This window comes from Mesorhizobium erdmanii USDA 3471 (assembly GCF_000472705.1).
In the GTDB taxonomy this organism is placed as follows: domain Bacteria; phylum Pseudomonadota; class Alphaproteobacteria; order Rhizobiales; family Rhizobiaceae; genus Mesorhizobium; species Mesorhizobium erdmanii.
This window is the reverse complement of the sequence record NZ_AXAE01000023.1, coordinates 92,888-118,959: the sequence shown is the minus strand read 5'-3', so window position 1 is coordinate 118,959 and position 26,072 is coordinate 92,888. Positions and strand designations below refer to the sequence as shown.

26 protein-coding genes are annotated in these 26,072 nt (G+C 63.4%); 22 read left to right on the top strand and 4 right to left on the bottom strand.

From position 1 onward, the window contains the following. The first annotated feature begins 129 nt into the window (after positions 1 to 129). The 5 genes from A3AU_RS0119720 to A3AU_RS0119700 all read left to right on the top strand — a co-directional run bounded on the left by A3AU_RS0119720 (position 130) and on the right by A3AU_RS0119700 (position 6,215). On the top strand, positions 130 to 1,128 hold the full coding sequence (locus A3AU_RS0119720; protein ID WP_027054398.1) for an aldo/keto reductase: 999 nt from the start codon (positions 130 to 132) through the stop codon (positions 1,126 to 1,128). Positions 1,129 to 1,451: 323 nt separating this feature from the next. Then, the gene (locus tag A3AU_RS0119715) at positions 1,452 to 2,447 is read left to right on the top strand and encodes an ABC transporter substrate-binding protein (protein ID WP_027054397.1); all 996 of its coding nucleotides are present in this window, start codon (positions 1,452 to 1,454) and stop codon (positions 2,445 to 2,447) included. 163 nt (positions 2,448 to 2,610) lie between these two features. Then, the gene (locus tag A3AU_RS0119710; RefSeq protein WP_027054396.1) at positions 2,611 to 4,164 is read left to right on the top strand and encodes a sugar ABC transporter ATP-binding protein; all 1,554 of its coding nucleotides are present in this window, start codon (positions 2,611 to 2,613) and stop codon (positions 4,162 to 4,164) included. Next, complete coding sequence (locus A3AU_RS0119705) at positions 4,161 to 5,126, top strand: ABC transporter permease (protein ID WP_027054395.1); 966 nt, start codon at positions 4,161 to 4,163, stop codon at positions 5,124 to 5,126. The genes A3AU_RS0119710 and A3AU_RS0119705 overlap by 4 nt, the downstream gene beginning before the upstream one ends. 72 nt (positions 5,127 to 5,198) lie before the next feature. Further along, positions 5,199 to 6,215, top strand: coding sequence for a zinc-binding alcohol dehydrogenase family protein (locus tag A3AU_RS0119700; protein WP_027054394.1), 1,017 nt, complete (start codon positions 5,199 to 5,201; stop codon positions 6,213 to 6,215). Between the two features lie 140 nt (positions 6,216 to 6,355). On the opposite strand, the gene phnF is transcribed toward A3AU_RS0119700, so the two are convergent. Continuing rightward, complete coding sequence (gene phnF / locus A3AU_RS0119695; protein WP_027054393.1) at positions 6,356 to 7,108, bottom strand: phosphonate metabolism transcriptional regulator PhnF; 753 nt, start codon at positions 7,106 to 7,108, stop codon at positions 6,356 to 6,358. Between the two features lie 120 nt (positions 7,109 to 7,228). Between phnF and phnG the strand changes: the two genes are divergently transcribed. From phnG to phnE (A3AU_RS0119630), 13 genes are all read left to right on the top strand, one after another. After that, complete coding sequence (gene phnG / locus A3AU_RS0119690; RefSeq protein WP_027054392.1) at positions 7,229 to 7,690, top strand: phosphonate C-P lyase system protein PhnG; 462 nt, start codon at positions 7,229 to 7,231, stop codon at positions 7,688 to 7,690. Continuing rightward, positions 7,690 to 8,301 (top strand): phosphonate C-P lyase system protein PhnH, encoded by a 612-nt coding sequence (gene phnH / locus A3AU_RS0119685; protein ID WP_027054391.1) that lies wholly within the window; start codon positions 7,690 to 7,692, stop codon positions 8,299 to 8,301. Before phnG ends, phnH begins: the two co-directional genes overlap by 1 nt. A gap of 1 nt (position 8,302) precedes the next feature. Beyond that, on the top strand, positions 8,303 to 9,415 hold the full coding sequence (locus A3AU_RS0119680) for a carbon-phosphorus lyase complex subunit (RefSeq protein WP_027054390.1): 1,113 nt from the start codon (positions 8,303 to 8,305) through the stop codon (positions 9,413 to 9,415). Continuing rightward, positions 9,412 to 9,831 (top strand): FosX/FosE/FosI family fosfomycin resistance hydrolase, encoded by a 420-nt coding sequence (gene fosX, locus A3AU_RS0119675; RefSeq protein WP_027054389.1) that lies wholly within the window; start codon positions 9,412 to 9,414, stop codon positions 9,829 to 9,831. The genes A3AU_RS0119680 and fosX overlap by 4 nt, the downstream gene beginning before the upstream one ends. Beyond that, complete coding sequence (locus tag A3AU_RS0119670; RefSeq protein ID WP_027054388.1) at positions 9,828 to 10,745, top strand: alpha-D-ribose 1-methylphosphonate 5-phosphate C-P-lyase PhnJ; 918 nt, start codon at positions 9,828 to 9,830, stop codon at positions 10,743 to 10,745. The genes fosX and A3AU_RS0119670 overlap by 4 nt, the downstream gene beginning before the upstream one ends. After that, positions 10,742 to 11,518, top strand: coding sequence for a phosphonate C-P lyase system protein PhnK (gene phnK, locus A3AU_RS0119665; RefSeq protein ID WP_027054387.1), 777 nt, complete (start codon positions 10,742 to 10,744; stop codon positions 11,516 to 11,518). Before A3AU_RS0119670 ends, phnK begins: the two co-directional genes overlap by 4 nt. Before the next feature lie 68 nt (positions 11,519 to 11,586). Next, positions 11,587 to 12,294: a phosphonate C-P lyase system protein PhnL gene (gene phnL, locus A3AU_RS0119660; RefSeq protein WP_027054386.1), complete on the top strand. Its 708-nt coding sequence runs from the start codon at positions 11,587 to 11,589 to the stop codon at positions 12,292 to 12,294. Continuing rightward, complete coding sequence (locus tag A3AU_RS0119655; protein WP_027054385.1) at positions 12,291 to 12,908, top strand: DapH/DapD/GlmU-related protein; 618 nt, start codon at positions 12,291 to 12,293, stop codon at positions 12,906 to 12,908. Before phnL ends, A3AU_RS0119655 begins: the two co-directional genes overlap by 4 nt. 86 nt (positions 12,909 to 12,994) lie before the next feature. Next, on the top strand, positions 12,995 to 13,705 hold the full coding sequence (locus tag A3AU_RS0119650; protein WP_027054384.1) for a DUF1868 domain-containing protein: 711 nt from the start codon (positions 12,995 to 12,997) through the stop codon (positions 13,703 to 13,705). A 129-nt stretch (positions 13,706 to 13,834) separates the two neighbouring features. Beyond that, positions 13,835 to 14,692, top strand: coding sequence for a phosphonate ABC transporter ATP-binding protein (phnC, locus tag A3AU_RS0119645; protein WP_027054383.1), 858 nt, complete (start codon positions 13,835 to 13,837; stop codon positions 14,690 to 14,692). A gap of 102 nt (positions 14,693 to 14,794) precedes the next feature. Continuing rightward, on the top strand, positions 14,795 to 15,703 hold the full coding sequence (phnD, locus tag A3AU_RS0119640) for a phosphonate ABC transporter substrate-binding protein (RefSeq protein ID WP_027054382.1): 909 nt from the start codon (positions 14,795 to 14,797) through the stop codon (positions 15,701 to 15,703). A gap of 159 nt (positions 15,704 to 15,862) precedes the next feature. Then, positions 15,863 to 16,834, top strand: coding sequence for a phosphonate ABC transporter, permease protein PhnE (gene phnE / locus A3AU_RS0119635; protein ID WP_027054381.1), 972 nt, complete (start codon positions 15,863 to 15,865; stop codon positions 16,832 to 16,834). Positions 16,835 to 16,944: 110 nt separating this feature from the next. After that, positions 16,945 to 18,312: a phosphonate ABC transporter, permease protein PhnE gene (phnE, locus tag A3AU_RS0119630; RefSeq protein WP_027054380.1), complete on the top strand. Its 1,368-nt coding sequence runs from the start codon at positions 16,945 to 16,947 to the stop codon at positions 18,310 to 18,312. An 88-nt stretch (positions 18,313 to 18,400) separates the two neighbouring features. Here phnE (A3AU_RS0119630) and A3AU_RS0119625 read toward each other — a convergent pair whose 3' ends face one another. From A3AU_RS0119625 to A3AU_RS0119615, 3 genes are all read right to left on the bottom strand, one after another. Continuing rightward, positions 18,401 to 19,252, bottom strand: a complete 852-nt coding sequence (locus A3AU_RS0119625; RefSeq protein WP_027054379.1) for a sugar phosphate isomerase/epimerase family protein — start codon at positions 19,250 to 19,252, stop codon at positions 18,401 to 18,403. A 194-nt stretch (positions 19,253 to 19,446) separates the two neighbouring features. Further along, positions 19,447 to 20,634 carry a Gfo/Idh/MocA family protein gene (locus A3AU_RS0119620; protein WP_027054378.1) on the bottom strand — a complete coding sequence of 396 codons (1,188 nt, stop codon included), beginning with the start codon at positions 20,632 to 20,634 and terminating at the stop codon, positions 19,447 to 19,449. Positions 20,635 to 20,781: 147 nt separating this feature from the next. Continuing rightward, positions 20,782 to 21,837: a sugar phosphate isomerase/epimerase family protein gene (locus A3AU_RS0119615; protein WP_027054377.1), complete on the bottom strand. Its 1,056-nt coding sequence runs from the start codon at positions 21,835 to 21,837 to the stop codon at positions 20,782 to 20,784. A gap of 401 nt (positions 21,838 to 22,238) precedes the next feature. Here A3AU_RS0119615 and A3AU_RS0119610 point away from each other — a divergent pair, with 401 nt between their 5' ends. Genes A3AU_RS0119610 through A3AU_RS0119595 form a run of 4 tightly spaced genes read left to right on the top strand, consistent with a single transcriptional unit; the run spans position 22,239 to position 26,066 of the window. After that, on the top strand, positions 22,239 to 23,126 hold the full coding sequence (locus tag A3AU_RS0119610; protein ID WP_027054376.1) for a sugar phosphate isomerase/epimerase family protein: 888 nt from the start codon (positions 22,239 to 22,241) through the stop codon (positions 23,124 to 23,126). A 59-nt stretch (positions 23,127 to 23,185) separates the two neighbouring features. Continuing rightward, positions 23,186 to 24,355, top strand: coding sequence for a mandelate racemase/muconate lactonizing enzyme family protein (locus A3AU_RS0119605; RefSeq protein ID WP_027054375.1), 1,170 nt, complete (start codon positions 23,186 to 23,188; stop codon positions 24,353 to 24,355). 2 nt (positions 24,356 to 24,357) lie between these two features. Then, positions 24,358 to 25,077 carry a FadR/GntR family transcriptional regulator gene (locus tag A3AU_RS0119600; protein WP_027054374.1) on the top strand — a complete coding sequence of 240 codons (720 nt, stop codon included), beginning with the start codon at positions 24,358 to 24,360 and terminating at the stop codon, positions 25,075 to 25,077. Positions 25,078 to 25,079: 2 nt separating this feature from the next. After that, a complete protein-coding gene (locus A3AU_RS0119595; RefSeq protein ID WP_027054373.1) occupies positions 25,080 to 26,066 on the top strand; it encodes a hydroxyacid dehydrogenase in 987 nt (328 codons plus the stop codon). Positions 26,067 to 26,072: the final 6 nt, after the last annotated feature.

Here is a 26,072-nt window from a genome sequence, read left to right as displayed (position 1 = left end):
TTCCTAGGGGATGCGCCATGCGCTTCTCCCGGGAAAACCGCTACTCACTTTTCCTGGAATTGCTCTGAATCCGACTGACATATGGTAGACTGCCGGGCCGGGCAACGGCCGGCAAAGGGGAGGCTTTGCATGGAAAAACGCCGCATCGGCCAGACGGCGCTCGAGGTCACCGAGGTGAGTTTCGGTGGTGCCGCCATCGGCGGCCTCTACCGCGCCTGTTCGCGCGAGGCGGCGATGGAGACGCTGCAAGGCGCCTGGGAGGCGGGCTTGCGATATTTCGACACCGCGCCCTTCTACGGTTTCGGTCTGTCGGAGCGACGCTTCGGCGATTTCCTGCGCTACAAGCCGCGCGATTCCTATGTGCTGTCGACCAAGGTCGGACGTCTTTTCCGTCCGGTGCCGGAAGACCAGGTGCCCGATCACTCCTATGTCGATCCGCTGCCCTTCGCGGTCGACTACGACTATTCCTATGACGGCATCATGCGGTCGGTCGACTTCAGTTATGCGCGACTTGGCCTGAACAAGATCGATATCCTCTATGTGCACGACATCGGCGCCTACACGCATGGCGTCGAGAAGACCAAGTTGCACTTTCGCCAGCTGATGGATGGCGGGCTCAAGGCACTCGATGAGCTGAAACGCTCCGGCACGATTGCCGCCTACGGGCTCGGCGTCAACGAGGTCCAGATCTGCCTCGATGTGATGCGCCGGGCGCCGCTCGACTGCATCCTGCTCGCCAGCCGCTATTCCTTGCTTGACCGCAGCGCGGAAGCGGAGCTGCTGCCGTTGTGCCGATCGCAACAGACATCGCTCGTCATCGGCGGCGTCTTCAACTCCGGCATATTGGCGACCGGGCCAGTGCAAGGCGCGCATTTCGACTACCAGCCCGCCAGTCGTGATGTGCTCGACCGGGTCGACGCCATGGAGAAGATCGCCGGCGAAGGTGGCTACCCGCTGGCCGCCGCGGCTTTTCAGTTTCCCCTGGATGAGCCAACGGTCGCCACCGTGCTGACCGGGACCGCCAAACTGACGAACCTGACACGCAACCTCGAACTGCTCGAGGTTGACGTGCCGCGGACGGAATACGAAAAATATCGTGCCTACACCGTGGTGCAGACGCTGGCCTGAAGCCGGCACCAGCGGGCCCGACTTCACAAAGTCGCGACCCTGCGAAAAGAATGAATGTTCCATATTGACTAGTACATGGAATTAATATTCCATGTACTAGCGGAACGGAACGGGAGCACTTGGCCGTGTCCAGGGAGGGGCGGTGCCTGAATGTGTCTCTGCCTGCCCAAGGGCGGACAGGCGCGAAACATCGCTTGCATCGTCCATGTCGATGCACTATCAAAATAGCGTAAATGTTTTTTATTGATAAAGTTCTGTTTAGGGCCACGCCTATCCTGACGGAGCTTCCGTAACGTTCACCGGGCGACTTAGGGAGGAATCCTATGAAATTCGTGACCAGCATTCTCAACCGCCGTGCCGTGATGGCTCTGGCAGCAGCCTCGATGCTCGCCGGCGTCATGCATACGGCACCGGTTTCCGCTGCCGACGTGACCATTCCGATCATCGTCAAGGACACCACATCGTTCTACTGGCAGATCGTGCTCGCCGGCGCCCGCAAGGCCGGCAAGGATCTCGGCGTCAACGTGCCGGAACTCGGCGCCCAGGCTGAGACCGACGTCAATGGCCAGATCTCGATCCTCGAGAACGCCGTCGCCGGCAATCCGGCCGCCGTCGTCATCGCGCCGACCGAAGCCAAGGCGCTCGGCAAGCCGATCGACGAGGCCGCCGCCAAGGTCAAGATCATCGGCATCGATTCCAGCGCCGACTCCAAGGCCTTCACCTCGTTCCTGACCACCGACAACGTGCAGGGCGGCCGCGTCGCCGCGGACGGCCTTGCCGCTGCCATCGGCGCCGCCAATGGCGGCAAGGTCGAAGGCAAGGTCGCTCTGATCACCGCGCTGCCTGGTGCCGGCTCGCTCGAACAGCGCGCCCAGGGCTTCAAGGAACAGCTCAAGGCCAAGTATCCCGGTCTCGAACTGGTCGCCGACAAATATGCCGACGGCCAGGCCACCACCGGCCTCAACATCGCGACCGACCTGATCACAGCCAACCCGGACCTGAAGGGTATCTTCGCCTCCAACCTGATCATGGCGCAGGGCGTCGGCCAGGCGATCGCCGAGAACAAGCTTGCCGGCAAGGTCGGACTGATCGGCTTCGACAGCGACGAGAAGCTGATCAAGTTCCTGAATGACGGCGTCATTTCCGGCCTCGTCGTCCAGGATCCTTACCGGATGGGCTATGACGGCATCAAGACCGCGCTCGCTGCCTCGAAGGGCGAAAAGGTCGAGGCCAATGTCGACACCGGCGCCAACCTCGTTACCAAGGCCAACATGAAGGATCCAAAGATCGACGCGCTGCTCAATCCGAAGCTCAACTAAGCCTCGGCGCAGCCGCACAGTTTCCGGGGCCTCGTGCCCCGGAAACAGCCATGTCGTTTGGAAATCCGCCGGCCTGGGCTAAACTTGCTCAGACCGGCATTTCAAAGCCTCGCCGCGTGCCAAATCGCGAGGCAATCCGGGAGGCCGATCTGGGAGGATTGTCATGACATCGACGGCACAAGAGCTGCACCCTCACCCCGTGCTGGAGCCCGGCAGGACGATCCTCGAACTGCGCGGGCTCGAGAAAAGATATCCCGGCACCCATGCCTTGAAGCCGGTGAACCTCGCCTTCAAATCCGGCGAAATCCACGCCATCGTCGGCGAGAACGGCGCCGGCAAATCGACGCTGATCAAGCTTCTGACCGGTGTCATGCCGCGCACGTCAGGCGATGTCATCTGGGAAGGCAAGCCGGCGGCGCTGGCAACCCCGCATGAGGCGATGGCGCTCGGCATCAACGCGGTGCACCAGGAAGTCGTGCTCTGCCGTCACTTGACCGTCGCCGCCAACATGTTCCTCGGCGAGGAGAATTCCCGCTTCGGCATCCTGCAGCAGCGCGCCATGGTCAAGGAAGCGCAGAAGATCATCGACGATCTCGGGTTCGACCTGCCGGCGCATGTCGTGCTCGGCGACCTCACCATCGGCCAGCAGCAGCTGATCGCCGCAGCCCGCGCCACCGTGCGCGGCACCAAATTCCTGATCTTCGACGAGCCGACCGCCTACCTCACCCGCAAGGAGGCCGACCAACTCTTCACCCTGATCCGCCGGCTGAAGGGCGAAGGCGTGACCATCATCTACATCAGCCATCGCATGGAGGAAGTCTTCGAGCTGGCCGATCGCGTCTCAGTGCTGCGCGACGGCACGCTGGTCGGCACTAGGAACATCAGTGAGACCAACGACGCCGAACTGGTCAAGCTGATGATCAACCGCTCGATCGAACAGATCTACCACAAGGAGCATTTCACCCCGGGCGCTGCAATCATCGAAGCGAGGGGCCTGTCGGGCAAGGGCTTCGAAAACGTCTCGATGACCGTTCGCGCCGGCGAGATCGTCGGGCTCTATGGTCTGATCGGCGCCGGGCGCAGCGAGTTCGTCACCACGCTTTACGGCCGCCACCGCAAATCAGCGGGCCAGATTCTCTGGGAGGGCAAGGAGGTCCAGGTCAATTCCGAGCACGATGCCATAAAGCTTGGCATGGCGCTGGCGCCGGAGAGCCGCCGCGACCAGGGCCTGTGTCTCAACCTGCCTGTCGGTTTCAATCTCAACCTGCCGATCTACAAGCGCATCTCGAACAATCTTTTGATCTCCGGCTCTCAGGAGAAAACCCAGGCCGACCGCCAGATCGCCGATCTCAGGATCAAGACGCCGACGCGCAACGCGCTGGCCTCCAGCCTGTCCGGCGGCAACCAGCAGAAGATCGTCATCGGCAAATGGCTGGCGCACGGCGCCAAGCTGTTCATCTTCGACGAGCCTACGGTAGGTGTCGATGTCGGCACCAAGGCCGAGATCTACCGCCTGTTCGGCGCGCTGTTGTCGAAGGGCGCAGGCATCATCCTGATCTCGTCCTATTTGCCGGAAGTCTATGAACTTGCCGATACGCTGCATGTGTTCCGTCGCGGCAAGCTGGTGGCGACACACGGGTTCCGCACCGCCGATCATGAGGAAATTCTCACACAGGCGCTCGCCGAGAAACAAGAAAAGCTGGGAGGAAAGATATGAGCACCGAGGCAGTCCCCGCCGAAAAACCCAAGCGTAATTACAACGCCCTGTTCGGGCTGACGCTGCTGGCGCTGCTGGTGCTGCTCTGGGTCATCCTGTCGCTGGCGACATCGAGCTTCGCCTCGGCCAACAACATCTCGAACCTTTTGCGTCAGGGTTCGATGATCGCCATTCTGGCGGTCGGCCAGACCTTCGTCATCATCACCGGCGGCATCGATCTGTCCGTCGGCGCCGTGGTCGGCTTCGCCACCGTCATCGCCGCGATGCTGATCAATGCCGGCCTGCCGGTTTTCCTCGCCATCCTGGTCACGCTTCTGGTCGGCGTCGCCATTGGCCTGTTCCATGGCTTCGGCATCGTCAAGATGGGCCTGCCGCCCTTCATCATCACGCTCGCGACGCTGACGTCGCTGCGCGGCATCGGCCTTCTGATGACGAACGGCAATTCGATCTCGATCAACAACGATGCCTTCCAGGAATTCTCGCGCAACTCCTTCCTCGGTGTCCCCAATCTGTTCTGGATGGTCATCCTGGTCGGCATCCCGGCCTACATCTTCCTGCATCACAGCCGCTGGGGCCGCTATCTCTTTTCGGTCGGCTCCAATGCCGAGGCTTCCCGCCTGTCCGGCGTCAATGTCCAGCGCACCATCTACATGGCCTACACGTTGTCGGGCCTGTGCGCGGCCTTTGTTGGCGTGCTGCTCGCCTCGCGCATCGGCATCGGCAACCCGACCCAGGCCGAGGGCTGGGAGTTGCAGGCGATCGCCTCGTCGGTGATCGGCGGCACCTCGCTGTTCGGCGCGGTCGGCTCGGTGCACGGCCCGCTGCTTGGTGCTTTCATTCTGGCCACCATCAACAACGGCGCCAACCTGCTCAACGTCAACGCCTTCTGGCAGCGCATCATCACCGGCGCGCTGATCATCATCATCGTCTATTTCGACGGGCTGCGGCGCCGCGGCAAATAGGCATCCCCGACCGATCGCCGGTCTGCCGCAACTGGCGGGCCGGTGATTTTCGTGAACAGACTGGATCAGAGCATGAAAGCCGTCGTTTGCCGATCGCCCGGCGACCTTGTCGTCGAAGACCGCCCCGCGCCGGGCGCGCCGCCTGCCGGCTGGGCGCTGGTGGCGGTCAGCCATGTCGGCATCTGCGGCACCGACTATCACATTTTCGAGGGCAAGCACCCGTTCCTCGCCTACCCCCGCATCATGGGCCACGAAGTGTCGGGAACGATCGTCGAGACCGGTGACGGTGTCGAACTTACCATTGGCGAGCCGGTCGTCATCAACCCCTATCTGTCCTGCGGCAAATGCATTGCCTGCCTGCACGGCAAGCCCAACTGCTGTGTCAGGATCGAGGTGCTCGGCGTCCATCGTGACGGCGCCATGTGCGAAAGAATTCTGGTGCCGGCACAAAACCTCTATCCGGCCAAGGGCCTGTCGCTGGCCGACGCCGCGGCGGTGGAGTTCCTCGCCATCGGCGCCCATGCCGTGCGCCGTGCCAAGGCCGAAACCGGCGCCCGCACGCTGGTCATCGGCGCCGGCCCGATCGGGTTAGGCACCGCCATCTTCGCCCGCATCGCCGGGCTCGATGTGAGCCTGCTCGACATGAGCAGCGAGCGGCTCGGCTTTGCCGAAAGCGAGCTAGGCTTCGCCACGCTCGACGGCTCGACGAAAACGGGCGCCGAGTTGGTTCGCGACGCGACCGGCGGTGAAGGTTTCGACGTCGTCTTCGACGCCACCGGCAATACGGCCTCGGTCCAGTCGGCCTTCGCCCATGTCGCGCATGGCGGCGCGCTGGTGCTGGTCAGCGTCGTCAAGGACGACATCGTCTTTTCCGATCCGGAATTCCACAAACGCGAAATGACGCTGATCGGCAGCCGCAATGCGCTGAAGGCCGACTTCGACCACGTCGCCGCCTCGATCCGCAACGGCGCCGTGCCATTGACCAAGCTCGTCACCCACCGCACCACGTTGGAAGACACGCCGCGCGATCTCGCCCGCTGGGTGCACGAGAAATCCGGGCTGATCAAGGCTGTGATCGAAGTGAGGTAGCAGGCCGGCATGACGTTGAAGCGTTGCAACGGTGCAGAATTCTGCTCCATTGCGTCCCTCGGCGGCGATCGCGGCATGGATTCTTGGGTCTCCGCGACGGAGCTACGCTCCTGCTTCGCCCAAGGATGACGACGTCAGGGCTAGCTGTTCGCCGACAATTTGAGCTCCACCCGCTCGGCCGGAAAGCGCGATTCCGAAAACTGGATCGGCTGGCCGTCCGGTGTGACGTTGACGGCCACAGTGACCAGCACGATGGCACCCGGCTGCAGGTCGAGGTCGGCAAGATCAGCCGCATCGGCGTGGCGCGCCGACAGAACGGTCGATTGCCTGAGATAGTCCTCGACACCGAAGCGCGCCAGCGACGCGGTGATCGAGCCGGTCTCGGCCATCGCCTTGTCGATGCCGGCAAAACGCCTGGCCTCGAACCAGCCGGCAGCGCGTGACACCGGCCGCTTATCAGCTTCACCACGCGTCTCGAGCCTGATCACTTCGGCCCCCCTGCCCAGCCCAAGACCCTCGGCGACACGCTGGCTGGCCGGCTCGACCGACGAGGCGAGCAGCACGATGTGCCGTTCCGACGTCTGCCCTTGCAGGCCCGTCGAAAAGCGCGTGCGCGCGCCGATCGGATAGGACAGCCGCTTGCGCGACAGGACGAAGGTGCCGCGTCCCTGCTCGGCCCGCAGCACCCCTTCCTGGACAAGCGCCGATATGGCGCTGCGCACCGTGTGACGGTTGACGCCATAGCGCTCGGCCAGTGCCACCTCCGGCGGCAGCGCGGCATTCTCGGTGAAGTCGCCCACCGAAATTCCATGCAGGATCCTGTCGGCGATCTGCCGCCACAGCGAGACCCCACTGCGCCGCTCGATGCTGTCGGCTTGCTGTCGTTCGATCATGGATTGCCCCCGCCTTCCCTGAGATGTCATCCACCCGTCATGGACTCGCGTTAGGTATTATGTATAATTTGTATAGTTGTCTATATCAATAGACAAATTTAGCGAAGAGGAATGCAGCCGATGCGAGGACAGGAAGCCCGCGACCAGGCCGAGCGCAAGGCCGCCATGGCGACGCTGGCGCAATCGAGCGGCGACGACATCGTCCGGCTCTGGAACGAGGCCGGCCTGCCCTCGCAAGCCGAATTGCTGCGCGGTCCCGAGACCGGGCTGGTGACGCTGCGCGGCCGCATCGGCGGCGGCGGCGCGCCGTTCAATGTCGGCGAGGCGACCGTCACGCGCGCCACTGTCCGGCTGCCATCCGGACAGGTCGGCCATTGCTACGCGCTTGGCCGCGACAAGCAGAAGGCGAAGCTGGCGGCGATCGCCGACGCGCTCTGGCAGGACCCTGCCCGCCGCGCCGAGGTCGAGATCAGGCTGATCGCGCCTTTGAGGTCGGCGCTCGCCACTGCCCATGAAAAACGCCGCGCCGAGACGGCGGCGACGAAGGTGGATTTCTTCACCATGGTTCGCGGAGAAGACTGATGGATATCGCGGCACAATCGATCGAGGGCGGTTTCGCCGATCCGGTCTTCAATGCTCAGACCGTTTTTCGCGCGATCATGGACGCGATGGCGCGGCCGGGCAGCGTGCAGCCTCTGCCCGCCCTGGCCCGCCCACCTTCGCCGCTCTCGGGAACCGCCGGCGCCGTGGCACTGGCGCTCTGCGACAACGACACGCCGCTTTGGCTCGACCCGGCCTTGCACGCCTCCGCCGCGATCGTCTCCTGGCTTGGCTTCCACACCGGCGCACCGCTGGCCAACACGGCGGCCGATGCGCATTTCGCCTTTGTCGCCGCGCCGGCCGAGATGATGGCGCTCGACGGCTTTTCGCAAGGCACGCAGGATTATCCCGACCGTTCGACCACGCTGATCCTGCAAGTCGGCGACCTGACCTCAGGCGCTCCGCTGCTGCTCGAAGGCCCCGGCATCGAAACCAGCGCCAAGATCGCGCCGGCGCAGATGCCGCGTCATTTCATCGAGCAGTGGAAGCAGAACATGAAACGCTTCCCGCGCGGCGTCGACATCATCCTCGCCACCGCGGACGGCATAGCCTGTCTGCCGCGCACCACGCGCATCAAGACGATGGAGGCTTGAGATGTATGTCGCGGTAAAAGGCGGCGAGGCCGCAATCGCCAACGCCCACGGCCTGCTCGCCGATCGCCGGCGCGGCGACCGTTCGGTTCCGGCACTGCGCCTCGACCAGATTGTCGAGCAGCTGGCGCTCGGCGTCGACCGGGTGATGAGCGAAGGCTCGCTCTACGACAGGGAACTGGCAGCGCTCGCCATCGTCCAGGCACGCGGCGACATGATCGAGGCGATCTTCCTGGTGCGCGCCTATCGCACCACGCTGCCGCGCTTCGGCTACAGCGAGCCGATCGACACCGGCACCATGCTGGTCGAGCGGCGGGTCTCGGCAACCTACAAGGATCTGCCCGGCGGCCAGTTGCTCGGCCCGACCTTCGACTACACGCACCGCCTGCTCGATCCCGAGCTTGCCGCCGGCGCCGATGTCGCGGAGCCGTTGCAGCGCGAGACGGAAGCGCAGGCCATGCCGCGCGTTTCGGCGATCCTCGCCCGCGAAGGCCTGATCGAACCGGATGGCGAGATGCCTGGGGACCATGTCCCCGGCGACATCACCCGCGAGCCGCTGGAATTCCCGATGGCCCGCGACATCCGCCTGCAGGCGCTGTCGCGCGGCGACGAGGGTTTTCTCCTGGCGCTCGGCTATTCGACCCAGCGCGGCTATGCCCGCAACCATCCTTTCGTTGGCGAAATCCGCATCGGCGAGGTCGAGCTGGAACTCGACGTGCCCGAACTGCCTTTCGCCGCGCCGCTCGGCACGGTGCGGGTCACCGAATGCCAGATGGTCAACCAGTTCAAGGGCTCGGCCAAGGCGCCGCCGCAATTCACCCGCGGCTACGGCCTCGTCTTCGGCCAGAGCGAGCGCAAGGCGATGGCCATGGCGCTCTGCGACCGCGCGTTGCGCGCCTCCGAACTCGGCGAGGACATTGTCGCCGCCGCCCAAGACGAGGAGTTCGTCATCTCACACTCCGACAATGTCCAGGCAACCGGCTTCGTCGAGCATCTGAAGCTGCCGCACTATGTGGACTTCCAGGCCGAGCTTGACCTCGTGCGCCGCATGCGCGCCGAATACGAGGCGCGGGAGAACCCGGCCAAGGCGGAAGAGAAGCGGGAGGCCGCGGAATGATCGAGGGCCTCTCCCACATCACTTTCATCGCCAGGGATCTCGGCCGGATGACTGAAATCCTGACCGGAATTTTCGACGCCCGCGAGGTCTATGCCAGCGACGCCGAGCAGTTCTCGCTGTCGCGCGAAAAATTCTTCCTGATCGGCGACCTTTGGATCGCCATCATGGAAGGCGAAAAGCTGCCGGAGCGCAGCTACAACCACATCGCCTTCAAGATCGGTGACACCGATTTCGACCGCTACGCCGAGCGTGTCGCCAAGCTAGGCCTCGACATGCGCCCGCCGCGTCCGCGCGTCGAGGGTGAAGGTCGCTCGATCTATTTCTACGACGACGACAACCACATGTTCGAACTGCACACCGGCACGCTAGCCGAGCGGCTGAAGCGCTACGCCAAGGAACTTGAGGTCGCATCATGACCGACATCGCCACCTACAACTTCGCCTACCTCGACGAACAGACCAAAAGGATGATCCGCCGGGCGATCCTCAAGGGCATCGCCATCCCCGGCTATCAGGTGCCGTTCGCCTCGCGCGAAATGCCGATGCCCTATGGCTGGGGCACCGGCGGCGTCCAGGTCACCGCCTCAATCATCGGCCCTGACGACGTGCTGAAGGTCATCGACCAGGGCGCCGACGACACCACCAACGCCGTCTCCATCCGTGCCTTCTTCAAGAAGGTCGCCAATGTCGCTGTCACCACCGACACCGCCAGCGCCACCATCATCCAGACCCGCCACCGCATTCCGGAGCATCCGCCGACCGCCGGCCAGGTGCTGGTCTACCAGGTGCCGATCCCCGAGCCGCTGCGCTTCCTCGAACCGCGTGAGACCGAAACGCGAAAAATGCATGCGCTGGAGGAATACGGCCTCATGCATGTGAAGCTCTACGAGGACATCGCCAAGCACGGCCGCATCGCCACCACCTATGCCTATCCGGTCAAGGTCGAGGGGCGCTATGTCATGGACCCCTCGCCGACGCCGAAATTCGACAATCCCAAGATGCATCGCTCGCCGGCCCTGCAGCTGTTCGGCGCCGGCCGCGAAAAGCGCATCTATGCGGTGCCGCCCTTCACCGATGTCGTCAGCCTCGACTTCGAGGATCATCCGTTCGAGGTGCAGACCTTCGACCAGCCCTGCGCGCTGTGCGCGGCCGAGAATGTCTATCTCGACGAGGTCATCCTCGACGATCATGGCGGCCACATGTTCGTCTGCTCCGACACCGACCACTGCGAGAAGCGGCGTGAAGAGGGCCATCGCGGCCACCTTGCCCCGGAAACCCATTTTGCCTCGGAAGCCCATTCTGCTTCAGAAGAATTGGAGCCGGCCCAATGACCGACGAACCGCTGCTGCGCGTCTCGGCGCTGTCCAAATTCTACGGCTCGCGCGTTGGCTGCGACAACGTCTCCTTCGACCTGTGGCCGGGCGAAGTCCTGGCTGTCGTCGGTGAATCCGGCTCCGGCAAGACGACGCTGCTCAACTGCCTGTCGACGCGGCTGCTGCCAAGCTCCGGCACCGCCAGCTACCGCATGCGCGACGGCCAGTTCCGCGAGCTCTACCGCATGAGCGAGGCCGAGCGCCGCTTCCTGATGCGAACCGACTGGGGCTTTGTCCACCAGAACCCGGCCGACGGCCTGCGCATGACGGTGTCGGCCGGCGCCAATGTCGGCGAACGTCTGATGGCGGTCGGCGACCGTCACTACGGCAAGATCCGCGCCACTGCCGTCGACTGGCTGTCGCGCGTCGAGATCGAGCAAGACCGTATCGACGACGAGCCGCGCGCCTTTTCCGGCGGCATGCGCCAGCGCCTGCAGATCGCCCGCAATCTCGTCACCGGCCCGCGGCTGGTCTTCATGGATGAGCCGACCGGCGGCCTCGACGTCTCGGTGCAGGCACGCCTGCTCGACCTCCTGCGCGGGCTGGTCACCGACCTCGGCCTCGCGGCCGTCGTCGTCACCCACGACCTCGCCGTGGCGCGCCTTCTGTCGCAGCGCATGATGGTGATGAAAGACGGCCGCGTCGTCGAAAGCGGCCTCACCGACCGCGTGCTCGACGACCCGCGCGCGCCTTACACGCAGCTTCTCGTTTCATCGATTTTGCAGGTGTAGCCGCATGATCCCGAAAAGTGGAAGCCGGTTCTCGGATCAGATCATGCGGCAAAGCAAAGGACTTTGACATGCCAACCCCGCTCGTTGTTTCCGACGTCGCCAAGAGCTTCACCATGCATTTGCGCGATGGCATCAAACTGCCCGTTGTCGCGGGGGTTTCCTTCTCCATCAAGGCTGGCGAATGCACCGTGCTCGGCGGCCCCTCCGGTGCCGGCAAGAGCTCGATCCTGAAAATGCTCTACGGCAATTATGCCGTCGATGAAGGCCAGATCATCGTCAATCACGAGGGCGGACTGATCGACCTCGCCCATGCCAGCCCGCGCACCGTGCTTTCCATACGCCGGCAAACGATCGGTTATGTCAGCCAGTTTCTGCGCACCGTGCCGCGCGTGTCGGCGCTCGATGTCGTCGCCGAGCCGCTGGTCGAACGCGGCGAGGACCGCGAGGCGGCCAGGGGCAAGGCACGCGCGCTGTTGGCGCAGCTCAACTTGCCGGAAAAGCTCTGGGCGCTGCCGCCGGCGACTTTCTCCGGCGGCGAGCAGCAGCGCGTCAACATCGCGCGCGGCTTCATCACCGAGCATCCGATCCTGCTGCTCGACGAGCCGACCGCCTCGCTCGACGCCAAAAACCGCGACGTGGTCATCGAACTCATCGCCGCCAAGAAGACGGCTCACGTTGCCCTGCTCGGCATCTTCCACGACCACGATGTGCGCGAAGCGGTGGCCGACCGCATCATCGACGTCACCGCTTTCGCGCCGGGAAAACTCGCCGCATGAGCAGAAAACTGTCGGAGACGCCGCTGGTCCACTCGACCGCGGAAGTGCACAACTCGACGCTCGGCCGCTGGACCGAGATCGCCGACCGCAGCCGAGTTTCGGAGAGCGAGCTCGGCGACTATTCCTACATGATGCAGGATTGCGCCGTCTGGTGTGCGACGATCGGCAAGTTTGCCAACATCGCGGCAAGCGTGCGCCTCAATGCCACCAACCACCCAACCTGGCGGCCGACACTGCACCATTTCACCTACCGCGCCTCGGACTATTGGGACGACGCCGAGCATGAGAGCGAATTTTTCGCGGAGCGCCGCGCCAAGCGCGTCACCATCGGCCATGACACCTGGCTCGGCCACGGCTCGACGGTGCTGCCCGGCGTCACCATTGGTGATGGCGCGGCGGTCGGCGCCGGTGCGGTGGTTTCAAAGGATGTCGCACCCTACACGATCGTCGCCGGCGTGCCGGCCAAGCCGATCCGCGAGCGCTTCGACCGCCGCACCGCCGAGCGCTACCAGGCGCTCGCCTGGTGGGACTGGGACCATGCCAGGCTGCGCGCGTCACTGAACGATTTTCGCGAACTGTCGGCCGGGGCGTTTCTGGAGAAATACGAGGGATAGTCTCTCACATCGCCGTCATAGTAGAGGCCCGTTCATATCCTTGACACAGGACTCGGACAGGACGCCATCTCCCCAAGGAGATTGCCATGCTCGACACCGTCAGACCCTCGCTCGCCGGATTCTTTGCCGGCTCGAACCCCACCACCCCGGTGCATCTCGGCACACGCTACGACACATCAGGCAATTTCCTGACCGAGCCCGGCAACACCGTCGTCAGCCATCTGGTCGGCGGCTCGCCCTCCGAAGCCGTGGTGCTTGCTGTACGCGAGAAGATGCTGGCCCTGCCCGACGCCGACCGGCTCGCCTTCACCCCCGTCTCCAGCCTGCATATGACGCTGTTCCAGGGCATCATCGAATATCGCCGCCGCCTGCCCTACTGGCCGCAGGACGTCCCGCTCGACACCAGCATCGATGCCATGACCCGCCTCTATCTGGAGCGCCTGAAAGGCTTCCAGGGTGCCGGCCCATTCAACATCAAGGTGGTCGAAATCGTGCCCACGGGCCTTACCGTCTCCGGCGCGACAGACGACGACGTGCGCGTCATGCGTCAATGGCGCGATGCGCTGGCGGCACCGTTCGGCTATCGGCACCCCGATCACGACGCCTACGTCTTCCACATCACCTTCGCCTATCAGATCCAGCGTCTGGCCGACGACAGGGCCGGCGCGTGGCAGGCCCTGTTCAACGATTGCCTGGCACTGTTCGCAAGGCAGGCTCCGGTGATCGAGATCAAGTCGCCTGCCTTCTGCGCCTTCCGCGACATGAAGCATTTCGAGGAATTGCTGGTGCTCGGCTGAAGCGCGACCCGCTTCAGCCCTCACGCCTGTGGAGCGTAACAAAACTGACATGGTGGCGACATGGCAGGTTCATGTGCCTGCGTTAGGCGAGAGCCTGACGATCAATATGGTCCGCACTGGAACCTGCTCATGTCAGCAAGCTCTGCCACGCTCGAAATCCGCGGCGTCAGCCGACGATTTGGCAAGAACACCGCCGTCAGCGACGTCAACATCTCGATTCCGCAGGGCCAGATGGTCGGCGTCATCGGCCGTTCGGGCGCCGGCAAATCGACCCTTCTTCGCATGATCAACCGTCTCGTCGACCCCAGCCAGGGGTCAATTTTTTTTGACGGCGCCGAGGTCTCCCAGTTGCGAGGCTCGCCGCTGCGGCGCTGGCAACGCGACTGCGCCATGATCTTCCAGCAGTTCAACCTGGTGCCGCGCCTCGACGTGCTGACCAACGTGCTGCTTGGCAAGTTGAACCACCGCTCGACCCTGTCGAACCTTCTCGGCATGTTCTCGCGCGCCGAATGTGCCGAGGCCGTCGCGGCCCTCGAGCGGCTCGACATCGCCCGCACCGCACTTCAGCCCGCCGGCACGCTGTCTGGCGGCCAGCAGCAGCGCGTCGCCATCGCCCGTGCCCTGATGCAGCAGCCAAAAGTGATCCTCGCCGACGAGCCGATCGCCTCGCTCGACCCGCTCAACGCCAAGGTGGTGATGGATTCGCTGCAGGACATCAATCTGCGCGAAGGCATTACCGTCGTCACCAATCTGCATACGCTGGATACCGCCCGCGCCTATTGCAACCGCATCATCGGCATGTCCGCCGGCAAGGTCGTCTTCGACGGCCCGCCCGAAGAACTCAACCGCGAGGCGGTGCGTCTCGTCTATGGCGCCGACGCCAGTGGCAGCGAAATCTCCGAGGCAATCACCTCCACCAGCGTTGCCTTCAAGCACAAGATTGCAGCATCCGCCGGACCGCTCGAACCTGCATTCCCAGGTTACTGAGTTCAAGCAAGAGCGGCCTGGATCGTCCGCCCGCGTCAAGGGCACTTGTTGAGATCAAGAACGCTGCCGGCGCGGGGCCGGAGCCTACAGGAGAAATGACAGATGTTCAGGAAGATGGTTTTCAGCGCCGTTTCGGTGCTCGCCATGGCAACCAACATGGCCCACGCCGCCGACATGAAGGAATTCCGGGTCGGCATTCTCGGCGGTGAAAACGAAACCGACCGGCTGCGCAACTATCAGTGCCTGGCCGACCATCTGAAGGCCGAATTCGGCTTCGAGAAGGTCTCGCTGTTCCCCGCCGCCGACTATGACGGCGTCATCCAGGGCCTGCTCGGCGGCACGCTCGACTTCGCCGAACTCGGCGCCTCCGGCTATGCCAGCGTCTACATCAAGGACCCGAAGGCCGTCACCCCGATCCTCACAACGCAGCAGACCGACGGCGCCACGGGCTATTATTCGATCGGCCTGGCGCTGAAGTCCTCCGGCATCACCGACATCAAGTCGGCCAAGGGCAAGAAGCTCGGTTACGCCGATCCGGATTCGACCTCCGGCTATCTGATCCCGTTGACCCAGATTCCGAAGACCACCGGCGCCTCGAACGAGACCTATTTCGCCTCGACCCAGTTCAATGGCGGCCACGAGAACAACGTCCTGGCCGTGCGCGACGGGAAGGTCGATGTCGCGGTGGACGATTCCTCCGGCATTGGCGACTTCAAGAACGGCTACACCTCCGGCACCTTCCATAAGGAAGTCGCCAAGGGCGCCGTCGACCCCAACGACTTCGTCGAAGTCTGGCGCTCGGGCCTGATCCCGAACGGCCCGCTGGTCGTGCGCGCCGCGCTCGGCGACGAGATGACCGCCAAGCTCGCCGCCTTCTTCACCGACCTCCCCAAGAAGGACAAAGCTTGCTTCGAGGGCGTCGAAGGTGGCGATTTCACCGGCTACGTTCCGGTGAAGCCGGACTTCTACAACGTCATCGTCGAAGCCCGTAAGGCGGCCATCGGCGGCTAACGGCGAAATCGGAAAGGGTGGCGTTACTAAAGCGACGTGCGTCCACTTGGACGCACAAAGTACGCTTTAGCAGCTAGGATTGCCGCATCGGACTTTCCGAAAATCGGACTTCGATTTTCGGGCCGATGCGGCGGCACCGCCCTTTTTGCATCTCCGATCATGACCCTGTCCGTGACAGCACCCTCTTTGACAACGCCTTCTGCCGCCACCCGCCAGATGGCCGATGCCTGGCGACGCCAGACGTCGCTGCGCCGGTTCTACACGGTGCTCGGCGTCGGACTGCTCCTCGTCGCCATGTTCGCCAGCATGTGGTTCGCCGACGAAGCCAATGCCGGTCATTTCTTCGACCGGCTGCCGCACATCCTGGATTTCCTGAGCTGGCTCATCCCGAAGGACTGGAACGACGTCTGGCGGGCGCTGTTCGACGTTGCCTCGCCGCATGACACCGGCACGCAAGAATTCAACTTTCCGCTCGGCCGCGTCTATGTCTGGGGCGGATTCTACATTCCCGAATATTTCGAGCTCATGATCACGACGGTCAATGTGGCACTGGTCTCGACCTTCGTCGGCTTCGTCTTCGCGGTACCCTTTTCCTTTATCGCGGCGCGCAACCTGACGCCCCACCCCGCTTTGAGGCTGGTCGTCAAGCGCTTCATGGAGCTGCTGCGCGCCTTTCCGGAAATCGTCATCGCCGGTCTCTTCGCGGCCATCGTCTCGACCGGCCCGATCGCCGCCATCATCGCAATCGGCCTGCATTCGATCGGCGCGCTCGGCAAGCTGTTCTACGAAATCAACGAGAACATCGACATGCGTGCCGAGGAAGGCCTTCGCGCGGTCGGAGGCAATTGGTTCGAGCGGGTGCGCTTCGCCGACCTGCCGCAGGTGCTGCCCAATTTCATGTCCTACACGCTGCTGCGCGTCGAGATCAATGTGCGCGCCTCGACCATCATCGGCGCCGTCGGCGGCGGCGGCATCGGCGAAGAACTGAAGCTATCCATCTCGCGCGGATTCGGCGCCAAGACGCTGGCGCTGGTGCTGCTCCTGTTCACCACCATCTTCATCATCGACCAGTTTTCCGCCTGGCTGCGCCGCAAGCTGGTCGGCGAACAGGCCTTTATGATGGGGGCTTAGACCATGACCCCGAATCGAAAGACCACGTTAGCGAAAAGTGGCATCCGGGGTTCTCGGACAAATGGGAACTGTTTTGTCCAAGAGGTCATGGTCAAATGGAAAGACAAAACATGGCGACCATGACCGCGCAGGAGATGCTGTCGATCGAGGAGCGCTATCCCCAGGTGTTCCGGCGGCCGCTGTACAAGCGCTTTGCTCCGCTCTTCCTGTTCGTCGGCATCCTGACTTACCTCGTCTATGTCCTGTGGTTCTTCAGCCTGCCGCAAGTGCTGCGGGAATCGCATTGGGAGCGTCTGCCGCTCTTCCTGACACAATGGATCAGCTATGATCTGCAGCCGGAGTTCCGCCTCGACCAGCCCGAGATCACGCCCAGATACCCGCGCTTTTCAGCGCTTGGCGAAAACCCGAACCCTGACTGGGTGATCAGGAACCCGGACGGCAGCTTCACCGTGCTGATCGACGGCGCGGCAAAATCCGTCACCTTCGACAAGGCGCTGGCAACGATCGTGGCCAACGGCCAGACGGTGCCGATGTCGCTGACCAGCGGCAAGCCCGTGGTAGCGGGTCCGGTGCCGGACTGGATCACGGTGCATGACGACGAGGTCGTCGCCAAGATGGGCTTCGTCGGCGAGGTGCGCGTCACCGTCGACCGCGTCAAGGTGCGCAAGCGCTTCCTCGGCTGGGCGAACTTCGTCTTCGACACACGTTCGCCCTTCTTCGGCAAATCGGCGGGAGAAGTGGTCTCGCTGATCGTTTCAGGGCCTGAACTCAAGCCCGGCACATCCAATCTGGCGCTAGCCGGCGACAACATCTGGAACAACGCCCAGTGGCAGCACGGCGATGTCTGGACGAAGCTTTTGCAGACCATCGTCATGGCATTCCTGGGCACGCTGCTCGGCGGCATCGTCGCCTTCCCGCTTGCCTTCTTCGCCGCCCGCAACATCACGCCGAGCGGCGTGCTCAGCCAGGTGCTCAAGCGCTTCTTCGACTTCATGCGCTCGGTCGACATGCTGATCTGGGCGCTGTTCTTCACCCGCGCCTTCGGTCCCGGCCCGCTGGCCGGCAGTGCCGCGATCTTCTTCACCGAGATCGGCACGCTCGGCAAAACCTATTCCGAGGCGCTGGAAAACATCGACGACAAGCCGCGCGAGGGCGTGCTGTCGACCGGCGCCAACGGCCTGCTGGTGCAGCGCTACGGCGTGATGCCGGAAGTCATACCCGTCTTCATCAGCCAGACGCTCTACCAGTGGGAATCCAACACTCGCGGTGCCACCATCATCGGCGCCGTCGGTGCTGGCGGCATTGGCCTGAAGCTTTGGGAAGCGATGCGCACCAACTCCAACTGGGCCAACGTCTTCTACATGGTGCTGTTGATCCTGCTGGTTGTCTTCATCTTCGACAACATCTCGAATTTCCTGCGCCGGAGGCTCAGCCGCACCATCCATGACTACAACAGGCTTCAGGCAGAGCAGGGTTAGCCGGCGCAATGTCAGCGCCTCACTGCCTTCGCCATCCAAGGACGAAGCGACGCGACGCCGAGCCGAGGATGACGAAGGACGAGCGGGCTTAAGCCGCCTTTTTCCAGCCGTTCTTGATATGCTTATACCCCTCCCGATAAACCGCTTCCGGCGTTTCGGAAAAATCGCGCCAAACCTTGGTCGCCGCCGCCAGATCCTTCAGCGAGCGGCCGAAGGCCTCGATCGTCAGCCAGTCGTCATAGCCGCTCTTGCGGATGGCCGCGAAAGTCTCTTTCCACGGAATGTTGCCGCGCCCCGGCACGCCACGATCATTCTCCGATATGTGGATATGAACGACATTCCTGCGATGTTTCGTATAGGCGCCGATCGGGTCGGCCTCCTCGATATTGGCATGAAAAGTGTCGTACATCGCCTTGATGTGCGGCCGGCCGACGGCGTCGATGTGCTCGGACAGGTCCGCCATGGTGTTGAAAAGATAACATTCGAAGCGGTTCAGCGCCTCCAGCCCGATGGTGACGTTGCGCTTGCCGGCATGGTCGCCGATGGCGCGTTGCGAGGCGAGGGAACGGTTCTTCTCGGCGGGTGTCGGCCCGCTGCCGGAGAAGGCGCCAAGCGTCGAATGCAACGGTCCGCTCAGCGTCCTCGCGCCAAGCGCATCGGCGCAATCGACGGCCCATTTCATGTACTCGACACCGGCCTTGCGCGTTGCCGCATCGGCCGAGATCAGGTTCATCGAGGGATCGCCCATCGCCGAGACCGCTGTGCGCTCCAGCCCGATGCGATCGAGCAGGTCGCCTAGCTTTTTGTAATCGTCAGGTACCCCGACAAAGATCGGTATCTCGACACCGTCGAAGCCCGTCGCCTTGATGTCGCGAAGCAGCGGCTCGTGCTTCTTCGACACCGCTGTCGTCCACAAGAACATGCACATGCCGATTTTCATCGACGCCCTCCCCCATCACCTTCGGCCAAGGGGTGTCGAGATTCAGGTCAGGCAGAGCCGCAAACGGTGGATTCCGAGAACCCGAGCGGAGCGTACTTTCGGGTACGTGAGCTCAGTTCTACTGCGACGCAGTAGAACGGGGAAGAGCGGAAAGCCATCGTTTGCAGGCCGGCATCACCTGAAGATCGTCACCCCTAAAGCTTCGTCCACGCCCCGTTCTTCCTCGACGACTTCACGCAGGCCTCGATGAAGGCCATGCCCTCGACGCCATCCTGGATGGTCGGGAAGACGACATCCTTTGCCGGCTTGCCACCTTTCCTGCGCGCCGCGCGGATGGCGCGTGCCGCCTCCTGGTAAATGTTGGCGAAACCTTCGAGATAACCCTCGGGATGGCCCGGCGGCACGCGGCTGACACGGCCCGCCACCGGCAGGGAGCCGGCACCGTTGCGGGTGATCAACTGCTTCGGCTGGCCGAAGGGCGTGTACCAGAGATAGTTCGGATCGGCCTGTACCCATTCCAGCCCGCCCTTCGAGCCATAGATGCGCAGCTTCAGCCCGTTCTCATGGCCGGGCGCTACCTGACTAGCCCAGATCATACCCTTGGCCGGATGCGTCTTGCCGGTGGGCTTGAAGCGCAGCATGACGTTGACATTGTCATCGAGCAGCCGCCCCGGCACGAAGGCGTCGAGGTCGGCCGAGAGCGAATCGAGTTCCAGCCCGGAGACGAAGCGGGCCAGATTGTAGGCGTGGGTGCCGATGTCGCCCAGCGCACCGCCCGCCCCCGCCTGTTTCGGATCGCCGCGCCATGAAGCCTGTTTCTGGCCGGTGGCGGCGAGGTCTTCGGTCAGCCAGTCCTGCGGATATTCCGACTGCACGATGCGGATGTCGCCGAGCACGCCCTTGGCCACCATCTCGCGCGCCTGCCGCACCATCGGATAGGCAGTGTAGTTGTGGGTCAGCACGAACACCTTGCCGGTCTTCTCGACGATCGCCGCGAGCTTCTTCGCTTCGGCCAACGTCGTTGCCAGCGGCTTGTCGCAGATCACGTGGATGCCGGCCTCGAGAAAGGCCTTGGCAGCCGGCACATGGACATTGTTCGGGGTGACGATGGCCACTGCCTCGATGCCGTCGGGGCGCTTGGCCTCGGCCTTCGCCATCTCGGCATAGGAGGCGTAGCTGCGCTCGGCATCGAGGCCGAGTTCGGCGGCCGATGCCTTGGCGCGCTCGGCATTGGCCGACAGCGCGCCGGCCACCAGCACGAACTCATTGTCCATGCGCGCCGCGATGCGATGCACCGCGCCGATGAAGGCGCCTTGCCCGCCGCCAACCATGCCGTAGCGGATCGGGCCGCCTCCCGTCTCCGATTTCGATGCGCCGACCATTTTGTTCTCCTGGTTGTTCACCTCCCCCTTGAGGGGAGGTCGATCCGCGCAGCGGATCGGGTGGGGTCGCCGGGCGTAGAGCTCGGCATCAACCGACCCCACCCGGCCCTTCGGGCCACCCTCCCCTCGAGGGGGAGGGAAACGTTTTTAGATTCCCATCATGGCCCGCAGCAACTTCTTGTCGGTCGTACCGCTGGCGAAATCGTCGAATGCCCTCTCGGTCACTCGGATGATGTGGTGCTGGATGAAGGGCGCGCCCTCCGCCGCGCCATCCTCGGGATGCTTCAGGCAACACTCCCATTCCAGCACCGCCCAGGAATCATAATTGTACTGCGTCAGCTTGGAGAAGATGCCGCCGAAATCCACCTGCCCGTCGCCGAGCGAGCGGAAGCGGCCAGCACGATTGGTCCAGCTCTGATAGCCGGAATAGACGCCCTGCCGCCCGGTCGGGTTGAACTCGGCGTCCTTGACGTGGAAGGCCTTGATCCGCTCGTGGTAGATGTCGATGAATTCGAGATAGTCGAGCTGCTGCAACAGGAAGTGCGACGGGTCGTAGTTGATGTTGCAGCGCTTGTGGCCGCCGACCGCATCGAGGAACATCTCGAACGTCGCGCCGTCGAACACGTCTTCCGAGGGATGGATTTCGTAGCCGACATCGACCCCATTGTCCTCATAGACATCGAGGATCGGCTTCCAGCGTTTGCCGAGTTCGCCGAAGGCTTCCTCGATCAGCCCGGCCGGCCGCTGCGGGAAGGGATAAAGGTAAGGGAAAGCCAGCGAGCCGGTGAACGACACCGAGGCATTCAGCCCGAGATTGCGCGATGCCTTGGCGCCGAATTTCATCTGCTCGACCGCCCACTTCTGCCGTGCCTTCGGATTGTTGTGCACCGAAGGCGGCGCGAAACCATCCATCTGCGCGTCATAGGCCGGATGCACCGCCACCAGCTGCCCCTGCAGATGCGTCGACAGTTCGGTGATCTCGACGCCGGCATCGGCGCAGATGCCCTTCACCTCGTCGCAATAGGTCTTGGACGAGGCCGCCTTCTCGAGGTCGAACAGGCGCGCGTCCCAGGTCGGGATCTGCACGCCCTTGTAGCCGAGACCGGCGGCCCATTTGGTGATCGAGGCCAGCGAATTGAATGGCGCCGCGTCACCCGCGAACTGCGCCAGAAACAGTCCAGGGCCCTTCATTGTCGTCGGCATCGGCATCCTCCCTCATTGTGTCGCGACCAAGCATAGCGCCGATTGGAAACAGGGCCAGCCATTTTGGTCTTTTCGCAGCAGGCGCTTCGGTGGCACTGCCATTCTGGTATTACCAAATAGCGGAATTTGGTCAAGCCTGACAATGGTTCGGCAAAACCCTCGGCATATCCAGATTATTGGCATAAATCGCAATATAATCAATGCAATAATTCTTACAAAAAGTTGCATTGCCGCGCTTCTTGCCGTTCCTCGGAATTTGCTGTAGACCTCACTTAAGGCCCAATTGGTCGAACCAGTTGTAGGAAAAAGGCTGGGGATGCCTTGGGGAGGAACTCTTGCGTCGCCTTTCGGCGATGCATGTCGCAGGCAAACCATACGGACGAATTTGGGAAGGACAGACCATGCATCTTTCGACGCACAACTGGATGCGCGCGGAACCGTTGGAGACGACGCTGAAGCGCATCAAGAAATTCGGCTATGAGTCGATCGAGATTTCCGGCGAGCCCGAGCAGTACAAGACCAAGGAGACGCGCGCGCTGTTGAAGGAGCACGGCATCCGCTGCTGGGGCGCGGTGACCCTAATGCTGGGTGAACGCAATCTTGCCGCCAGGAACCAGGGTCAGCGCGAGCGCTCCGTTCAATACGTCAAGGACGTGCTGACCATGGTCAGCGAGCTTGATGGCGAGATTATCACGCTCGTCCCCGCGACGGTCGGCAAGGTGGTGCCGGACGGTACCGAGGAAGAGGAATGGAAGTGGGTGGTCGACGCGACCCGAGAGTGCTTCACCCATGCCAAGAAGGTCGGCGTCAAGATCGCCGTCGAGCCGCTCAATCGGTTCGAGACCTATCTGTTCAACCGTGGCGCCCAGGCGCTGGCGCTGGCCGACGCGGTCAGCCCCGAATGCGGCGTCTGCCTCGACGCCTACCACATCCACATGGAGGAATTTAACGTCCATGACGCGATCCGTCAGGTCGGAAAGCGCCTGTTCGACTTCCACGTCGCCGACAACAACCGCTTCGCCGCCGGCCTTGGCCAGATCGACTGGCCCAGGATCGTCGCCACCTTGAAGGAGGTCGGCTACGACGGCGCGCTGACCAACGAGTTCGTCGCCCCGGTCGACCGCACGCCGGCGGCGCCGTATCCGGATATGGTCGAGCGCCACCCGGTCGATATTTCGCCTGAGCAACTGAAGTTCATCCAGGACCACGGCTCCAGCGTGCTCACCGAAAAATTCTACACCGACCAGATGCGCATCACCGCCGAAACGCTGCTGCCGCTGATCAAGTAGTCGACTGCTTCCGGGAAATTTGCCCTTCCGCCCGACCGGCGGCAGGGTTGGGGAAAGACATGCGCATCAAGACCGTCCAAGCCTGGTGGGTCCGCATCCCGATCGAAGCCGCGAAGCAACATCGCAGCGACTTCGGCCAGGTGACGACCTTCGACGCCGCCATCCTGCGCATCGAAACCGATGACGGGCTGGTCGGCTGGGGCGAAGGCAAGAACGCCGCCGGCAGCGCCGGCAGCTACGGCGCCCTTGTCCACATGCTGAACCAAGAGGTCGGGCCGCAGTTGATCGGCCGCGACCCGGCCGACATCGGCATCATCTGGGAAATGCTCTACAATGGCGTGCGCCACGACAGCGCCGCACGCGCCGGCCACGCCATGCCGCAACTGGCGCGGCGCGGCATGAGCATCGCCGCCATCAGCGCCGTCGACATCGCGCTCTGGGATATTTTGGGGAAGTCGCTGGGCCAGCCGGTCTGGCGGCTGCTTGGCGGGCGCAAGGCTGATCGCATCCAGGCCTATGCCTCCGGAGGCTGGGCGTCCGCCGATGCGATCGGCGAACAACTGAAATCCTACATTGCCAGGGGCGGCTTCAAGGCGCTGAAGATGCGCGTCGGCTCCATGGATGGCGCCGCGCACATTTCAGCCGCCCGCGTGCGCGCCGCGCGCCAGGCGCTCGGCCCTGATGTCGAGCTGATGGTCGACGCCCACGGCACCTATACGGTGGCGGAAGCCAAGCGCTTCATCCATCTCGTCAACGACCTCGATCTCGCCTGGTTCGAGGAACCTGTGATCGCCGACGACAAGCCGGGGATGGCGGAAGTGCGCGCCTCCGGCGCCGTGCCCATCGCCACCGGCGAAAGCGAGGCGACACGCTATGCCTTCCGCGACCTCGCCATGCTCAAGGCCGCCGATATCTTCCAGCCCGATCCCGCCTTCTGCGGCGGCATCAGCGAGGCGATGAAGATCGGCACCATCGCCAGCGCCTTCAATCTGCGCTTCGCGCCGCATCTGTGGGCCGGCGCCCCTTGTTTCTTCGCCGGCCTGCATGTCTGCGCCGCCTCGCCATCGAGTTTCACCATCGAATATTCGCTCGGCGCCAACCCGATGATCCACGATCTGATCGAAGAGACTGTCGAAGCAACGGACGGTATGATAGCGATCCCGGAAAAGCCCGGATTGGGATTCACCATTTCGCAGCGATTCCTGGAGGCGCACGCGCAACGCAATTGACGATGAAAGAAAAGAACCTTCTCGCGGAACTCGCCGCCTATCTATTCTCCCACTCGGACAGCGAGACCGGGCGTACGCCGTCGGAGCGTGAGCTGGCGGAGCATTTCGGCGTCAGCCGTGGCCAGATCCGCGAGGCGCTGGCCATCCTCGAAGCCATGCGCATCGTCGAGCGCCGCGCCAAGTCAGGCATCTACATCGACACCAAGCAGGCAAGCGTCGAAGCGCTGGCGCTTTTCGCCCGCGCGGGCCTGCCGCTCGATCCCTTGCAGATTTACGAGACGGTCGAATTGCGCAAGATCCACGAGATCAAGGCAGCCGAGCTTGCCTGCTCGCGAGCCACCGAAGAGAATTTCGAACGGCTGCGCGAAATCCTCAAGGCTTCCGAGGAACGCATCGCCGCCGGCGAGGGCCTGGCCAAGGAAGACCGGGAGTTTCACCTCGAAATCGTGCGCGCCACCAAGAACAGCGTCTTCCACAATATCTGCAGCGTCTACTATCTGATGGGCGAGCAGCGCCTGCCGATCTACTTCAACGACCCCGAACGCTCGGTGCGCTCGCACGCCGAGCACGTGCAGATCTACGAGGCGCTGCTTCGTCGCGACGGCAATCTAGCCCAGGCGCTGATGAGCGCTCACCTGCAAGGGGCGGAGAGCTACTGGAAGGGTCTGATCGAGGGCGACAAGGCGGTTGCGCCACCAAGCCCGGCGCTCGAAAAGGCCTGACCGTGGACCAGCCAAAGATCCTGTCGACCCATCCGCTGCACCCGCGCGCGTCGGCCAAGCTCGCCGGCGCCGGCCAGCTTGTGATCGCATCGGCGCTTGACCCTGCCACCCTGACCAGGGAAGCCAGGGATGCCGACATCGTCATCGTGCGCGCGCCGCTGCCGCCGGCACTGTTCGAGGGCGCCTGGAAGCTGAGGGCTGCCATCCGCCATGGCGCCGGGCTCGACATGATCCCGATGGAAGCAGCAGCAGCAGCCGGCGTGCTGGTGGCCAATGTGCCGGCGGTCAATGCACGCTCGGTCGCGGAACACGTCATGTTCGCCGCACTCGCGCTGCTGCGGCAATTCCGCCGGGTCGACCGCGACCTGCGCGCCCGGGGCTGGCTTGCCGGGCGCGAGCATGCCAACGCCAATACCGAGCTCGCCGGCAAGACCATCGGCATTGTCGGCCTCGGCGCCGTCGGACAAGCCGTCGGCCATATCGCCGCGCACGGTTTCGACCTGAAAGTGGTGGCAACGACGCGCAGCATGCAGCCGGCGCCTGAAAAAGTCGGCTTCCTGTCGATCGACGCGCTGGTCGAGCAGAGCGACATTATCGTGCTCTGCTGCCCACTGACGCCGGAAACGCGCGGCCTGATCAGCCGCGAGCGCATCGCCCGCATGAAGCCCACCGCGCTGTTGATCAACGTGTCGCGCGGGCCGGTCGTCGATGACGACGCCCTGATCGACGCCTTGCGGGAACGCCGCATCGGCGGTGCGGCGCTCGACGTGTTTTCGACACAGCCGCTGCCGTCAGATCATCCTTATTTCGGCTTCGACAACGTCATCATCACCCCGCATATGGCAGGCATCACCGAGGAATCGATGATGCGCATGGGCGTCGGCGCGGCAGGAGAAGCCTTGCTGGTGTTGGCCGGCAAACTGCCGGTCAATCTGCGCAATCCCGAAGTGGTCGACCATTACCGCAGGCGGTTTCCGCTCGACATATAGCAATCG

Excerpts from the sequence above, each read along its gene's own strand:
- A3AU_RS0119720 (WP_027054398.1), top strand. The coding sequence starts at position 130 with ATGGAAAAACGCCGCATCGGCCAGACGGCGCTCGAGGTCACCGAGGTG.
- A3AU_RS0119715 (WP_027054397.1), top strand. The coding sequence starts at position 1,452 with ATGAAATTCGTGACCAGCATTCTCAACCGCCGTGCCGTGATGGCTCTG.
- A3AU_RS0119710 (WP_027054396.1), top strand. The coding sequence starts at position 2,611 with ATGACATCGACGGCACAAGAGCTGCACCCTCACCCCGTGCTGGAGCCC.
- A3AU_RS0119705 (WP_027054395.1), top strand. The coding sequence starts at position 4,161 with ATGAGCACCGAGGCAGTCCCCGCCGAAAAACCCAAGCGTAATTACAAC.
- A3AU_RS0119700 (WP_027054394.1), top strand. The coding sequence starts at position 5,199 with ATGAAAGCCGTCGTTTGCCGATCGCCCGGCGACCTTGTCGTCGAAGAC.
- phnF (WP_027054393.1), bottom strand. The coding sequence starts at position 7,108 with ATGATCGAACGACAGCAAGCCGACAGCATCGAGCGGCGCAGTGGGGTC.
- phnG (WP_027054392.1), top strand. The coding sequence starts at position 7,229 with ATGCGAGGACAGGAAGCCCGCGACCAGGCCGAGCGCAAGGCCGCCATG.
- phnH (WP_027054391.1), top strand. The coding sequence starts at position 7,690 with ATGGATATCGCGGCACAATCGATCGAGGGCGGTTTCGCCGATCCGGTC.
- A3AU_RS0119680 (WP_027054390.1), top strand. The coding sequence starts at position 8,303 with ATGTATGTCGCGGTAAAAGGCGGCGAGGCCGCAATCGCCAACGCCCAC.
- fosX (WP_027054389.1), top strand. The coding sequence starts at position 9,412 with ATGATCGAGGGCCTCTCCCACATCACTTTCATCGCCAGGGATCTCGGC.
- A3AU_RS0119670 (WP_027054388.1), top strand. The coding sequence starts at position 9,828 with ATGACCGACATCGCCACCTACAACTTCGCCTACCTCGACGAACAGACC.
- phnK (WP_027054387.1), top strand. The coding sequence starts at position 10,742 with ATGACCGACGAACCGCTGCTGCGCGTCTCGGCGCTGTCCAAATTCTAC.
- phnL (WP_027054386.1), top strand. The coding sequence starts at position 11,587 with ATGCCAACCCCGCTCGTTGTTTCCGACGTCGCCAAGAGCTTCACCATG.
- A3AU_RS0119655 (WP_027054385.1), top strand. The coding sequence starts at position 12,291 with ATGAGCAGAAAACTGTCGGAGACGCCGCTGGTCCACTCGACCGCGGAA.
- A3AU_RS0119650 (WP_027054384.1), top strand. The coding sequence starts at position 12,995 with ATGCTCGACACCGTCAGACCCTCGCTCGCCGGATTCTTTGCCGGCTCG.
- phnC (WP_027054383.1), top strand. The coding sequence starts at position 13,835 with ATGTCAGCAAGCTCTGCCACGCTCGAAATCCGCGGCGTCAGCCGACGA.
- phnD (WP_027054382.1), top strand. The coding sequence starts at position 14,795 with ATGTTCAGGAAGATGGTTTTCAGCGCCGTTTCGGTGCTCGCCATGGCA.
- phnE (WP_027054381.1), top strand. The coding sequence starts at position 15,863 with ATGACCCTGTCCGTGACAGCACCCTCTTTGACAACGCCTTCTGCCGCC.
- phnE (WP_027054380.1), top strand. The coding sequence starts at position 16,945 with ATGGCGACCATGACCGCGCAGGAGATGCTGTCGATCGAGGAGCGCTAT.
- A3AU_RS0119625 (WP_027054379.1), bottom strand. The coding sequence starts at position 19,252 with ATGAAAATCGGCATGTGCATGTTCTTGTGGACGACAGCGGTGTCGAAG.
- A3AU_RS0119620 (WP_027054378.1), bottom strand. The coding sequence starts at position 20,634 with ATGGTCGGCGCATCGAAATCGGAGACGGGAGGCGGCCCGATCCGCTAC.
- A3AU_RS0119615 (WP_027054377.1), bottom strand. The coding sequence starts at position 21,837 with ATGCCGACGACAATGAAGGGCCCTGGACTGTTTCTGGCGCAGTTCGCG.
- A3AU_RS0119610 (WP_027054376.1), top strand. The coding sequence starts at position 22,239 with ATGCATCTTTCGACGCACAACTGGATGCGCGCGGAACCGTTGGAGACG.
- A3AU_RS0119605 (WP_027054375.1), top strand. The coding sequence starts at position 23,186 with ATGCGCATCAAGACCGTCCAAGCCTGGTGGGTCCGCATCCCGATCGAA.
- A3AU_RS0119600 (WP_027054374.1), top strand. The coding sequence starts at position 24,358 with ATGAAAGAAAAGAACCTTCTCGCGGAACTCGCCGCCTATCTATTCTCC.